At 56.6% G+C, this 13,994-nt stretch carries 9 protein-coding genes; 4 read left to right on the forward strand and 5 right to left on the reverse strand.

Annotated features, from left to right (window positions below):
• Positions 1 to 692: 692 nt before the first annotated feature.
• The gene (locus tag CKF42_RS11815; protein WP_046101070.1) at positions 693 to 6,224 is read left to right on the forward strand and encodes a glutamate synthase-related protein; all 5,532 of its coding nucleotides are present in this window, start codon (positions 693 to 695) and stop codon (positions 6,222 to 6,224) included.
• Between the two features lie 181 nt (positions 6,225 to 6,405).
• On the forward strand, positions 6,406 to 8,163 hold the full coding sequence (locus tag CKF42_RS11820) for a sulfite reductase subunit alpha (RefSeq protein ID WP_009092478.1): 1,758 nt from the start codon (positions 6,406 to 6,408) through the stop codon (positions 8,161 to 8,163).
• 113 nt (positions 8,164 to 8,276) lie between these two features.
• On the opposite strand, the gene sspB is transcribed toward CKF42_RS11820, so the two are convergent.
• The 5 genes from sspB to zapE form a co-directional block, all read right to left on the reverse strand.
• Positions 8,277 to 8,762, reverse strand: a complete 486-nt coding sequence (gene sspB / locus CKF42_RS11825; protein WP_009092479.1) for a ClpXP protease specificity-enhancing factor — start codon at positions 8,760 to 8,762, stop codon at positions 8,277 to 8,279.
• Between the two features lie 3 nt (positions 8,763 to 8,765).
• Positions 8,766 to 9,407: a stringent starvation protein SspA gene (gene sspA / locus CKF42_RS11830; protein WP_009092481.1), complete on the reverse strand. Its 642-nt coding sequence runs from the start codon at positions 9,405 to 9,407 to the stop codon at positions 8,766 to 8,768.
• A gap of 330 nt (positions 9,408 to 9,737) precedes the next feature.
• On the reverse strand, positions 9,738 to 10,130 hold the full coding sequence (gene rpsI / locus CKF42_RS11835; protein ID WP_008925401.1) for a 30S ribosomal protein S9: 393 nt from the start codon (positions 10,128 to 10,130) through the stop codon (positions 9,738 to 9,740).
• Between the two features lie 15 nt (positions 10,131 to 10,145).
• A complete protein-coding gene (gene rplM / locus CKF42_RS11840) occupies positions 10,146 to 10,574 on the reverse strand; it encodes a 50S ribosomal protein L13 (RefSeq protein WP_009092483.1) in 429 nt (142 codons plus the stop codon).
• 227 nt (positions 10,575 to 10,801) lie between these two features.
• Positions 10,802 to 11,929, reverse strand: coding sequence for a cell division protein ZapE (gene zapE / locus CKF42_RS11845; RefSeq protein WP_111208267.1), 1,128 nt, complete (start codon positions 11,927 to 11,929; stop codon positions 10,802 to 10,804).
• 178 nt (positions 11,930 to 12,107) lie between these two features.
• On the opposite strand from zapE, the gene zapG reads away from it, so the two are divergent.
• Positions 12,108 to 12,509: a Z-ring associated protein ZapG gene (gene zapG, locus CKF42_RS11850; protein ID WP_009092485.1), complete on the forward strand. Its 402-nt coding sequence runs from the start codon at positions 12,108 to 12,110 to the stop codon at positions 12,507 to 12,509.
• Positions 12,510 to 12,617: 108 nt separating this feature from the next.
• A complete protein-coding gene (gene degQ, locus CKF42_RS11855) occupies positions 12,618 to 13,991 on the forward strand; it encodes a serine endoprotease DegQ (protein ID WP_009092486.1) in 1,374 nt (457 codons plus the stop codon).
• The last annotated feature ends 3 nt before the right edge of the window (positions 13,992 to 13,994 follow it).

Consider the following 13,994-nt stretch of genomic DNA (forward strand, 5'->3'; position numbering starts at 1 on the left):
AGATTTCACCCGACGGCCTTTTTTCAATATCCTGGCAGCGTCCTGTTGCGCAGGCTCTCTCCTTTATATGAATACTCATTCAACTTTAATGCTGTTTTAAGCATTCGCTGCCTGATTAATTTTTCTTATAACCAACCGCTGTTTCATTCAAATAGGCCGACATAAGAAAAACAGATACATGCTATGTATCAGGGGTGCCGGACAGCATTTAATGCTGCCAGACACCCTGTCACCAGCATGGTGCAGAGATATGACGCCTGCACTACAGTGAGTCAGTTCACATTTATCGGCCGATCACCAGGTGGCAGAGTGAGACATTTTAAACCATAAAAATCAATATTTTCATATATTTATATGAGAAAAGCGCCTGATAAGCCCGCCTGGCCGCCCTATTTGACCTGATTACGCTTTCCCGATAAGTTGGAAATCCGCTGAAAGCTTTCCTGACGGGCCATTGTCTCGGCATATCTATGCAACAAGAAGACTCCCGCGTGGTTTAAGTCATCTCCTTTACGAGACCGGAAATCGAAGAGCAGCTCAATAAAGGACGTTTTACGGATGTCTGGAGAGAAATGCTCAGGGCTATGACGCGCGCTCGACAGAGCATGGCGATGAAAATGAAGCTGCGCCTCAGTTGCGCCCAGACCCTGAAACAGTGCAGGTAATGTCAAAGCAGTTTAAGGAGACCCTCAATGTCCACTAAAAAACCTCAATCCTATGGCTTGTATGATCCGACAGCAGGCAGTGACAGCTGTGGTGTAGGTTTCATTACGCGTAAGGACGGCGAGCAGACCCATGAGATTCTGCAGATGGCGCACAGCGCCCTGTGCACAGTGCCGCACCGCGGCGGTATGTCAGCAGAAGGCGTCGGCGATGGCGCAGGCGTCAACGTTGACCTTTCACTGCATTTCTTCCGCAAGATTACCGGCCAGCCACTGGAAGCGGGTCGCTTTGGCGTCGGCAACTTCTTTGTGCCGAAAGATGCTGAGCTGCGCGCGAATGCCGAACGTCTGGTGGATGAGACCCTCAGCAGTTTCGGCCTGCCGGTGATCATGAAGCGCGACATGCCGCTCGACAGCAGCGTGACGCGTCCGGCTGCCATTCAGTTTCAGTTACCGATTCTGCAGTGGATCTTCACTGCGCCTCAGGACGTGGCCGACCAGAATGACTTCGAACAACGTATCTACCGCGCCCTGTTAACTATCGAAGCACGCGCCTTTACCGAAAGCGAATTTGGCGGGCTCTATCCGCTGTCGCTGTCGTCGCGCACGCAGGTATTTAAAGCGCGCCTGAACTCCAATGAAGTGATTCCTTACTTCAAAGATCTGACCGATCCCGATCATCAGGTGCGCGGGCTCTTTTTCCACACCCGTTTCTCGACCAACACCGATCCGCATACCACTATGGCGCAACCGTTCCGCCTGATGGCGCACAACGGCGAGCTGAACACGGATCGTAAAAACCGCATCGCCGAATCGGCCCTGGCACTAGCGCGCGGCAAAAAGATCGTGCGGCCTAAAGGGCAGTCCGACAGTTCGCGTCTGGATCAGAGTATCCACAGCCGTCTGATGGAAGATAATCTCGATCTGATCACCGCCGTGGTTTCCATGATGCCGCCCGCCTGGGAAAACGACAGCTCGCTGTCAACCGAGGTGCGCGACATGCTGGAGTATTTCTCTCTGTATGAAGAGAAGAACGACGGCCCTGCCGCCCTAATCTTTGGCAATGGCGAAGTCATTGGCGCACGCCTTGACCGTCTGGGCCTGCGCCCGCTGCGCTCGGTCGAAACCGCAGACTATATCGGTGCGATGTCCGAAGCGGGCCAGATCGCCTTTCCTCCTGAAAGCGTCCTGCGTCGTGGCCGTATCGAAGCGGGCGGCATGCTCTACTTCGATCACCGTGAAAAACGCAGCTACACCACGCTGCAGGCGCTGGAAAAACTGGCCGCAGAGAAAGATTACTCCGCCCTGCTGCGTGAAGCGCGCGTCGGCCTGGACGATCTGCCGGAGATCCCGGCTGAGCAGCAGGGTTCACCGCTGCGCTATCGCGGCGATCTGAAAACCTATCAGCGCTTTGTCGCCTACTACTACAACCAGGAAAGCTTCAAGTTCATGATGGACCCGATGCTTAACACCGGCGCAGAGAAGATCTCCGCAATGGGTTACGGCAACGCCATTAACGGCTTATCCGATCATGAAGGCGGCATGGCGCACTACTTCTCTCAGCGCTTTGCGCAGGTTACCAACCCGCCGCTGGACTCTATCCGCGAAGTGGATGGCATGACGCTGCGTGTGGCGCTGGGGGCGAAACCGCACCTGGGCCGCAGCAAAGGCCGTCAGATTGTGGTGCCGACACCGATTCTCAGCCATCTCGATATGCTGCGTTTGCGTGAGCAGACCGTTGCCCCCTACGCCCGCTTCGAGATGCTCTATGAGCCGGTCATCGGCAAAGATCTGCTGAGCACGACCGCTAACGCGAACGCCCTGGAAAAAGCGATTGATGACCTGGCGCAGCAGGTGGTGGATTTTGCCCGGACGCAGGGCGGCATCGCCGTTCTGACCGACCGCCACATCTCCTCGAAGCACGCCGCGATCCCGATGCTGCTGGTGGTTTCCGCCATCAACCAGCGTCTGGTGCAGGAAGGTCTGCGCCTTGATGTGTCACTGGTGGTGGAAAGCGGTCAGAGCATCTCCTCGCACCACATTGCCGCGACGCTGGGCTTCGGCGCATCAGCAATCTATCCGCTGGGCGTACAGATGCGCGCAGAGGAGAAATTTGGCGAGGGTGAAGAAGGCAATAAAGCCTTTAAGCGCTATGCCAAAGCCGCGGAAAAAGCCCTGATGAAAACCATGGGCAAAGTGGGCCTCTGTACCGTAGAAAGCTACAGCAGCGGCGAGTTCTTTGAGCCTAACTTCCTCAACACCGATGATCCGGTGCTGAAAAAGTACTTCCCGAATATCAAAACGCCGGTGGGTGGCGCAGGCTTCGCGGCTATCGCGCAGATGGCTGTTGACTGGCATCAGAGCGCACTGAAGATTCAGGGTGAATCGGACGTACCATTGCTGGGTCTGTTTAAAGAGCGCGCAGAGGGTGCCGGTCACTCCTACGGCACGATTGCCGTACGCACCTTTATCGATATGACCGAAGAGCCGATTCGCTTTGCTGATAAAGCGCGCGAAGAGGATAACTTTATCCGTCTGATGACGCTGGCAAAACTGGATAACGCTTTTGGTATCAAGCCAGAAACCTTTAAAGACAGCAGCTTCGAGCGTATTCCGGATGAGGTGATCAACAACTTCGCAATCACGGCCGACTATCGTCAGTTCTCCAGCCTGATGTATGAGGAGCGTAAGCGTCGCCCGGCGGCCCTGCGTGACATCCTGACATTCCCGGCCGATCTGACCCATATCGACAGCGAAGCGGAGTTCCGCCGCAAACTGGGACGCTACTCACTGACCAACAACGGCTTTGCCATTCGTGGTCTGGTGTGTGAAGCGGTGGATGGCAGCCTGAATCACTTTATGCTGCGTCTGACCGATGCGATCGAAGGCCTGAAGCCAGAGAACGAGCGTCTGCAGAATCTCTCTAACGCCCTGAAGTTCCGCTTCGGCGACGATATCGAGAGCAGCGAGGTGGTGACCGGCGGTCTGAAAATAACCGCTTACGGTAAAGCGGCAGATTACCTGTCACGTATTTTCACCACTCTGCCCTCCCTGCCACTGAGCGACGTGCAGCCGGCGTGCGAAATCACCCGCACCTTTGCCTCTGGTGCGATGAGTCACGGTGCGCTGGTCGCCCCCGCGCATGAAGCGGTGGCGCACGGCACCAACATGGTCGGCGGCATGAGTAACTGCGGTGAAGGCGGCGAGCACTACTCCCGTCACGGCACCATCCGTGCCTCACGCATCAAGCAGCTGGCGTCCGGCCGTTTTGGCGTCTGGGCTGCCTATCTGGCGGACCCGATGCTGGAAGAGCTGGAAATCAAGATTGGTCAGGGTGCGAAGCCTGGCGAAGGCGGCCAGCTACCGGCGGCAAAAGTCACGGTTGAGATTGCGGCAGCGCGTGGCGGTACGCCAGGCGTCGAGCTGGTCTCGCCGCCGCCGCATCACGACACCTACTCCATCGAAGATCTGGCGCAGCTGATCCACGACTGTAAAGCCGCGCGGGTGCGCGTGATCGTCAAACTGGTCTCCTCAGAAGGGATCGGCACCATCGCGGTCGGCGTGGCCAAAGCGGGCGCAGACGTCATTAACGTGGCGGGTAACACCGGCGGTACCGGCGCTGCGTCGGTGACCAGCCTGAAATACACCGGACGCGTGGCGGAAATCGGCATCGCTGAAGTTCATCAGGCGCTCTGCGCCAACGGCCTGCGTGAGAAAGTGCAGCTGCGCTGCTCGGGCGCGCAGCAGACCGGCAGCGACGTGGTGAAATCCGCGCTGCTGGGCGGCGACAGCTTCGAATTCGGTACCACTGCGCTGATGATGCTGAAGTGCGTGATGGCGAAAAACTGTAACGTCAAATGCCCGGCGGGTCTGACGACCAACGCCGAAGCCTTTGATGGCGATCCGCGTCAGCTGGCGCAGTATTTCCTCAACGTCGCCCATGAAGTGCGTGAGATCCTGGCGCGTATGGGCCTGCGTTCCCTGCGTGAAGCGCGCGGCCGGGCTGACCTGCTGCACCTGATGGATCACCCGCTGGAAGTAGGCAAGCTCGACTTACGCGCCATGCTCACCGTGGTGCCGGAGCTGAAGATCGAGAAGCCGGTCTATCTGGAGAAAGATTTTGAGCTGGATGATGGCTGGGTTGAGCAGCTGAAATCAGCGCTGGTCGATCAGGGCAATACCGACGTCGCACTGGGCAACGGCATCGTGCTGAACAACCGCAACAAAAGTGTGGGGGGCCAGCTGGCGATCGACATTGAACGCATGCTGAACCATCAGCTGAGTGCGGCGCAGCTGCAGGCGATGCCTGCGGTTCTGAGCGATGACCGCGGTCGCCATTATCTGGCCCCTGCGACCGTAAAAATTTCAACTACCGGTTCAGCCGGTCAGTCATTTGGCGCCTTCTGCAACGATGGCATGCAGCTGACCCACTACGGCACCTGTAACGACGGCGTCGGCAAGGGACAGTGTGGCGGAGAGCTGTTTATCATGTCGCCGGGCGGCGGCGCGCAGGATGGCGATGGTAATGTGCTGATCGGTAACTTTGCGCTGTTTGGCGCGACCGGTGGACGCCTGTTCGTGCAGGGCCAGGCCGGTGACCGCTTCGCGGTGCGTAACTCCGGTGCCACAGCCGTGGTCGAAGGCGTAGGAGATTTCTGCTGCGAATATATGACCAATGGTGCCATCCTCAACCTGGGCACCTTCGGTAAAGGCTTTGGTAACGGCATGAGCGGCGGCTTCGCCTATCAGTATGACCCGTATGGAACACTCGCCAGCCATGCAGCCGGTGATTCAGTGCGCTTCGGCTCGATTGCCGATCAGGATGAGATGGCGCAGGTGCATAAGCAGGCCGTGCTGACCATGCTGAACTGGCATCTGGAGGCCACAAACTCACCGCGTGCTGCCTGGCTGCTGGAGAACTGGGAAACGGAGTGTCACCACTTTGTGTATGTGATGCCGCGCTCGCTGCTGCTCTATCAGGATGGCGGTGAGATCCTGAAAGCCAGAAGCCGTAAAGATCTGCTCGAAGAGCTGTCGACCGCGCTGGCCGGCCATCAGGTTGCGAAGTTCAAAGCGGCCTGGCGTCAGGGCAAGACCATTGCTGACGGTGCGGTACCCGCCTACGGCGCGACCGATACGCTGGAGATGTTTGTTCTGCTTAACAACTACACCGTTCTGAGCTTTGCTCAGCAGCTGGCCCTGAGTAAATTACCGAAAGGGACAGCGGTTGAAGATCCGGCGGTAGAAAAAGCCGTACGCAATCTGCTGATGACGGAAGACTTTTCGCTGATCAGCAAACTGCAGCGCCATGCCCGTTCCGCCATCGAAGCGTATAACGATGACGAACTGGCCAGTCTGATTGGTTCCAAACGCATGTCAGATTACAAAGCGGCGCTGACGCAGCGTAACATCCGCTCCATGGACAGCCTGGCCACCTATGGCTGGATCATGTATCAGGATGCCTGTAACCGGGAAGTGCTGGGCCATCTGCCTGATTTTGAAGAGCTGTTTGCACGTGCGGCCTTGCCTGAAATCGCCGCGGCGGTGGGCAAACTCTCCTGACAGTCACACTGTTCAGGCTGAACTGAATGTTATTCATTGATCATTGCCCGGAGTCGTCGTTGTACCGGACAGATGCAGAACCGCTCTCCCCAGCCGCACACCGCGGTGCGGGAAAGCGGAACCGCTTAAACCGGCCAGCGTTACTGATGACGGGGAAGAACGGGATTGAGTAAAAGTACCCATGAAAATTCCTTATATTCCAGAAGATGCACCTTTTAATGGCGATCAGAAATACTGGCTGGCTGGCTTTCTCGCGGGTCTTCACTCCCGTCTGCTGGTATTAGAAGACAAGCAGCAACCCGCTGCGGGCACAGGCGCAGCCGCGACCACGCAACTGCACATTCTCTACGGCTCACAGACCGGCAATGCCGAAGCGCTGGCGCAGACCGCCGCGAAATCGGCGCGTGCTAAAGGGCTGGTGCCGGTGGTTCAGGCGCTGGGCGATGTCGACCTCGACGTCTTTGCCACCATGCGCCATGTGCTGATCGTCACCTCAACCTACGGCGAAGGCGAGATGCCGGATAACGCGCAGCTCTTCTGGGATGCGATCTCTGCCAGTACCGCACCGCGCCTGGAGCAGATGCATTTTGCCGTGCTGGCAATCGGTGATACCGGCTATGACGGCTTCTGTCAGGCAGGCAAGTTCATCGATATGCGCCTTGAGCAGCTGGGAGCAAAACGCGTGGTGGATCGCATCGACTGCGATATCGACTATGAAGAGCCATCCAGCGAGTGGCTGAACAGCTCCATGCCTCAGTTTGCGGCCAGCGCAGGCAGCAGCGGCACCGTGCTGGAGAGCGCGCCTGAAGCACCGGTCATCCCGGGCAGCAACAAATCGAACCCTTACGCCGCGGCGCTAATCACCAACAAGCGCCTCTCTGGCGAGCAGTCTGCCAAAGATATCCGACATTTTGAGTTTGACCTGACCGACAGCGGCCTGAAGTATGAAGCGGGTGATGCGCTCGGCGTCATTCCGGTCAACGAGCCATCGCTGGTCAGCCTGCTGCTGACCCAGCTTAATGCCGACTACGAGACGCCGGTGCCCGGCTTTGACCGCAGCCTCGGCGACCTGCTGACCTACCAGTTTGAGATCTCTGAACCGTCGCGCAAGCTCATCGAATGGGTCGGGCAGAACACCACCAACCAGGAGCTGCGTCATGTGTTACAGCACGACGACAAAGATGCGCTGGGTGTCTGGCTGTGGGGCAAAGATAGCCTTGACCTGCTGCAGCTTGACCTGACGCGCACGCTGGCGGTGCCTGAGTTTGTTGCCCTGCTGCGTCCGCTGCAGCATCGCGCTTACTCGATCTCCTCAAGCTCCAAAGCCCATCCGAATCAGGTGCACCTGACCGTTGCCTCGGTGCGTTATCACAGCGGCGGCCGTAATCGTGGTGGCGTCTGCTCAACCTACCTGGCTGAGCGCGTACGTCGTGGCGAAAAGCCAGCCATCTTTATTTCGCCGAACAAAGCGTTCCGCGTCCCAGCCAATAACAGCGCTCCGCTGATCATGGTGGGACCTGGCACCGGCATCGCGCCCTTCCGGGCTTTCCTGCAGGAGCGTCAGGCAACCGGCGCGCAGGGCAAAAACTGGCTGTTCTTCGGCGATCAGCATCAGGAACATGACTTTATCTATCAGGATGAACTGCTCGCCTGGCGGGATAACGGTTTACTGACGCGGCTTGACCTGGCGTTCTCCCGCGATCAGGAGAAGAAGATCTACGTGCAGAGCCGGATGCTTGAGCAGGGTGCAGAACTCTATGCCTGGCTGCAGGAAGGCGCTTACTTCTATGTCTGTGGCGATGCATCACGCATGGCGAAGGATGTGGATAATGCGCTGTATGAAGTGGTTCGCCAGTTCGGTGGCCTCTCCAGCGAGCGCGCAGCGGACTATGTTGACCAGCTGAAGAAAGAGAAGCGTTACCTGCGCGACGTCTATTGATAGCGAAGGTGTGATAAAAAATCCGGTTTGCGCAGGCAGCCGGATTTTTTTATGGCTGACAGGCAAAAAAATACCCGCCGGAGAGGCGGGTATCTGTTTTAAGAATGCTGCGGTTATTTCACGACGCGCAGTGAAGGTCGTCCGCCCCGCGGCGGTGGATCGTCATCAGGCGGTGTCTCATCATCGCTGGCATCGTCGGGACGATCGCCATCAATCACGGACATCATGGTCTCTTCCTGACCTTCTGACGCCTCCTGAATATCCAGCTCGTAAGCCGGTTCCGGTTCAAACATCGTTCCGGCACCGTTTTCCCGGGCATAGATTGCCAGAATTGCCGCCATCGGCACGTTAACCTGACGAGGAACACCCCCAAAGCGGGCGTTAAACGACACCTGGTCATTCGCCAGATCGAGGTTACCGACAGCACGGGGCGCGATGTTCAGGACAATCTGACCATCACGCGCGTACTCCAGCGGCACCTGTACACCTGGCTGATTGATGTCGACCACCAGATGCGGCGTCAGCTGGTTGTCGAGCAACCAGTCATAGAAGGCGCGCAGCAGATAGGGACGACGTGCAGTAAGTTGCGACATTTCCATACGTTAAGCCCGTGCTTGCAGGCGCATTTCACGTTCAGCTTCAGTTAATGAAGCGAGGAAAGAGTCACGCTCAAATACGCGGTTCATGTAACCTTTCAGCTCTTTTGAACCAGAGCCGATCAAATCGATGCCCATTGAAGGCAGACGCCATAACAGCGGTGCCAGGTAGCAATCCACCAGGCTGAACTCTTCGCTCATGAAGTAAGGCGTGCGGCCAAACAGCGGCGCGATCGCCAGCAGCTCTTCACGCAGCTGTTTGCGTGCGGCTTCGGCTTCCTGACCACTGCTGTTCTCAACCTTCCTCATCAGGCTGTACCAGTCCTGCTCGATGCGGTGCATCATCAGGCGGCTGTCACCACGGGCAACCGGATAAACCGGCATCAGTGGCGGATGCGGGAAGCGCTCATCTAAATATTCCATGATGATGCGGGATTCATACAGCGTCAGCTCACGATCTACCAGTGTCGGTACCGTGCGATACGGATTGAGGTCAATCAGATCCTGCGGCAGGTTATCCATTTCGACCTGCTCGATCTCTACGCTGACACCCTTCTCCGCCAGAACGATACGTACCTGATGGCTGAAAATGTCAGTAGGACCAGAAAACAGCGTCATTACCGAACGTTTGTTGGCAGCGACAGCCATGAAAACCTCCAAGTTTGTTCACAAAAAGATACTGCGAATAGCCAACCACACGGCGACTCACTTGCTTGTCGAACTCGCACGCAACCTGGTCAGCTGCGCCGTAAAACTGACGCCCCGACAGCGGGAAGGCGCATAACGCACCGGCCTGCGGGCGCAAAGTGACACAGAGTTTACCAGATTTTAGGCTGCTTGTGGGCGTGGAATGAATCTTTGCAGGTAAATTGAGCGCGGGCTTACGGTTTTCCCCGTTATCAGACGGGAAGGCAGAAAATAAAAAACCCGCCGAAGCGGGTTTTTTGAGCCAATTGCCGCAGCCGGAGCTGCAAACAATTAACGCTTGGAGAACTGAGGACGACGACGTGCTTTACGCAGGCCGACTTTCTTACGTTCAACCTGACGCGCGTCACGCGTTACGAAGCCAGCTTTACGCAGCTCGCCACGCAGTGATTCGTCGTATTCCATCAGAGCGCGGGTGATACCGTGACGGATCGCACCAGCCTGACCAGAAATACCGCCACCTTTAACAGTGACGTACAGATCGAATTTACCAACCAGATCCAGCAGTTCCAGCGGCTGACGAACGACCATGCGGGCAGTTTCGCGACCGAAGTACTGTTCCAGAGAACGTTGGTTAATTACGATGTTACCGCTACCCGGCTTAATGAATACGCGAGCGGTAGAGCTTTTGCGGCGACCAGTGCCGTAGTTTTGAGTTTCAGCCATTGCCTTTAATCCCGATTAAATGTCAAGAACTTGCGGTTGCTGTGCCGCATGGGTGTGCTCGTTGCCTGCGTAAACTTTCAGCTTACGGTACATAGCACGACCCAGCGGGCCCTTCGGCAGCATGCCTTTAACCGCGATCTCAATCACACGCTCAGGACGGCGAGCAATCATCTCTTCAAAGGTCGCCTGTTTGATACCACCGATGTGGCCGGTGTGGTGATAGTAGATCTTGTCAGTACGCTTGTTGCCGGTAACAGCAATTTTTTCTGCGTTCAGAACGATGATGTAATCACCCGTATCAACGTGCGGAGTGTATTCCGCTTTATGCTTACCACGCAGACGGCGCGCCAGTTCAGTCGCCAGGCGACCCAAAGTTTTGCCCGTTGCGTCAACTACAAACCAGTCACGTTGGACGGTTTCTGGTTTAGCTGTAAAAGTTTTCATCGAAAAGCTTACCCAAATTAAGTTACACGTTGGTGAAATCCCAAACGCTTAAGTAAACGAATGAGGCTCACACGACCATTTTGACCAGCAAGCCACCCCTTCGGATAGAGTTACTGGAACACAGAGGATTTGGGAAAAAAATCCTTTGCTGTAACGTGGGGTCGCAAGATTATAGAGAAGTCGATTGCAAAAATCGAACCCTATTTCGGTATTTATCCTGATTATTCTCACGGCAGATGCGGCAGGCGCAGATACTCTTCGCTCTGCATCTCCTGAAGCCGCGATAAACAGCGCTGGTATTCAAACTTCAGCCGCGTCCCCTGATAGATCTCGGTCAGCGAGGTTTCTGCGGCCACGACCAGCTTCACGTGACGCTCATAAAATTCGTCAACAAGGGCCAGGAAACGGCGCGCCTGATCTTCGGTTTTATAGATCATTACCGGCACGTCATAGAGCAGCACGCTGTGAAAACGGCGGGAAAGCGCGATGTAGTCATGCTGGCTGCGCCCTTCCCCGCACAGCGTCGTGAAGTTGATGGCCAGCACGCCGTCGCTGACGCCCAGCGTCGGCATCTGGCGATGGTTGATCTCCAGCACCGGCGCCTCCTCCGGCTGGCTGCCCGACAGCGCCTTAAACATGCGCGCCATCTCCGTGTGGGTGGCCTCGTTGAGCGGATAGTTCCACAGATGCGCCGAGGTCAGTGTCCGCAGCCGGTAGTCGATGCCGGCATCCACATTCATCACATCACAGTGCCGTTTTATCTGCTCAATAGCCGGCAGAAAACGCGCGCGCTGCAGGCCGTTGCGGTAGAGGTCATCCGGCGGAATGTTCGAGGTTGCCACCAGGGCGATGCCGCGCTCAAACAGCGCTTCCATCAGCGTGCCCAGCAGCATCGCGTCGGTGATATCGGAGACAAAAAATTCATCGAAACAGAGGATGTCAGTTTCCGCTTTGAATTTGTCCGCGATAATCAGCAGCGGGTCGCTCTGCCCCTGCAGTTGCGTCAGTTCTTCATGCACCCGCAGCATGAAACGGTGGAAGTGCAGGCGCAGTTTGCGTTCGCCAGGAATAGACTGAAAAAAGAGATCCATGACCCAGGTTTTGCCGCGCCCGACGCCGCCCCACATGTAGAGTCCGCGAACAGGCTGGGGCGCCGCATTTTTCTCTTTACCGATCAATTTCGACAGGCGACCCAACAGGCCGGATGAGGCGGGCGCGGCAGCCTGTTGCCGGGCAACCAGCGCCTGCTGCAGGGCGTCTAAACGGGTAATCGCTTCACGTTGTACGTCATCGGGCCTGAATTCGCCCTGCGACAGCGCCTGCTCATAACGTGCAAGCGGAGATGAGGTTTGCATTGTTGTTTCAAAGTCCCTGAATAGTGTCTGATTCATACCACGGTTGCTGAAAAAAAGGCCGTTCTACACTAAGCCATGCTGCTCCGGAGTTCCACATCCATAAGATTAACGGGTATAGTGACTATTATTGAAATGGTGCAACGCCCTACGGAACAATGGAAAAAACACGGGAGTCATTATGACCTGGGAATACGGGCTAATTGGTTTAGTGGTAGGTATTATTGTCGGCGCAGTCGCCATGCGTTTCGGCAACAAAAAGCTGCGTGAGCAGCGCAGCATGCAGTATGAACTGGAAAAATCGAAGGCCGAGCTGGCCGATTACCGCGAAGAGCTGACTAACCACTTCGCACAGAGCGCCGAGCTGCTGGACAACATGGCGCGTGACTATCGTCAGCTTTATCAGCATATGGCGAAAGGCTCTAACGATCTGCTGCCGAATCTGCCGGGTCAGCAGAATCCTTTTGCCTATCAGCTGACTGAAGCGGAAGCTGACAACGACCAGGTGCCGGTGCAGATGCCGCGCGACTACTCTGAAGGCGCATCCGGTTTACTGCGTGGCGAGCGCCCTGCCCGCGACTAATCTTTTTGGGGCGCAGCCTGTCTGCGCCCGCTGTTTTTGCGAACCCTGACCACAAACGACTGTCACACTCATTAAATCCTCCCACTTTGCAGCGAGAGCGTTGTAGCAATGAAAAAACAAGCACGCCTGTTTAGCGCATTAGCCTTGAGTATCGGGATGAGCCTTGCCGCCGCGCCAGACGCGATGGCAACGCTGCCAGCACAAATTGCGGGCCAGCCGCTGCCGAGCCTGGCACCGATGCTGGAAAAAGTGTTGCCTGCCGTGGTCAGCGTTCACGTGGAAGGCACCGATTCCGGCGAACAGGCTCAGGATATCCCTGAGCCTCTGAAACGTTTTTTCGGTCAGATGCCTGGCGGGAATAATCAGCCACAGCCGTTTGAAGGGTTGGGCTCGGGCGTGATCATTGATGCCGCGAAAGGCTACGTGCTGACCAACAATCATGTGGTGAACGGTGCCGACAAGATCAACGTGCAGCTTGGCGATGGCAGTGAGTATGAAGCCAAACTGATCGGTCATGATGAGCAGACCGATATCGCCCTGATTCAGATCCAGGGCGCGAAAAACCTCACGCAGATTAAAGTGGCGGACTCCGACCAGCTGAAAGTGGGTGATTTTGCGGTCGCAATCGGGAACCCGTTTGGTCTGGGCCAGACGGCGACCTCCGGTATCATCTCTGCGCTGGGCCGCAGCGGCCTTAACCTGGAGGGGCTGGAAAACTTTATTCAGACCGATGCCGCGATTAACCGCGGCAACTCCGGCGGTGCGCTGGTCAACCTGAACGGCGAGCTGATTGGGATCAACACTGCCATCCTGGCCTCCAGCGGCGGCAATATCGGCATCGGCTTTGCGATCCCGAGCGATATGGCGATGAACCTCGCGCAGCAGCTGATCAAATTTGGCGAAGTGAAGCGCGGTCAGCTGGGTATTAAAGGCACCGAAATGACAGCCGACATGGCGAAGGCATTCAATGTCGACGTGCAGCGTGGCGCCTTCGTTTCGGAAGTGTTACCGCAGTCTGCCGCACAGAAGGCGGGCATCAAGTCCGGCGACATCATTACCTCTATCAACGACAAGCCGATTACCAGCTTCGCTGAGTTGAGGGTAAAAGTGGGCACGACCCCACCAGGCGAACAGGTTAAGCTTGGCCTGCTGCGCGAAGGCAAACCGGTGACGGTCACCGTTACGCTGGAGCAGAGCGCTCAGACCACCGCCAGCGCCCAGCTGATGTCTCCGGCCCTGCAGGGTGCCACCCTGAGTGATGGACAGACCAAAACCGGCGACAAAGGCGTGAAGGTCGACACTATCGAAAAAGGGACACCGGCTGAACAGGTTGGCCTGCAGAAAGATGATGTGATCATCGGCGTAAACCGCAACCGGGTTCAGACCCTGGCTGAGATGCGCAAGATACTGGAAGGCAAACCGCCGGTTCTGGCACTGAACGTGGTGCGCGGCGATGAAAGTATCTATCTGTTGTTGAGATAAACC

Origin of the sequence: Pantoea sp. ARC270 (assembly GCF_003236725.1) — a bacterium.
GTDB lineage: Bacteria > Pseudomonadota > Gammaproteobacteria > Enterobacterales > Enterobacteriaceae > Pantoea > Pantoea anthophila.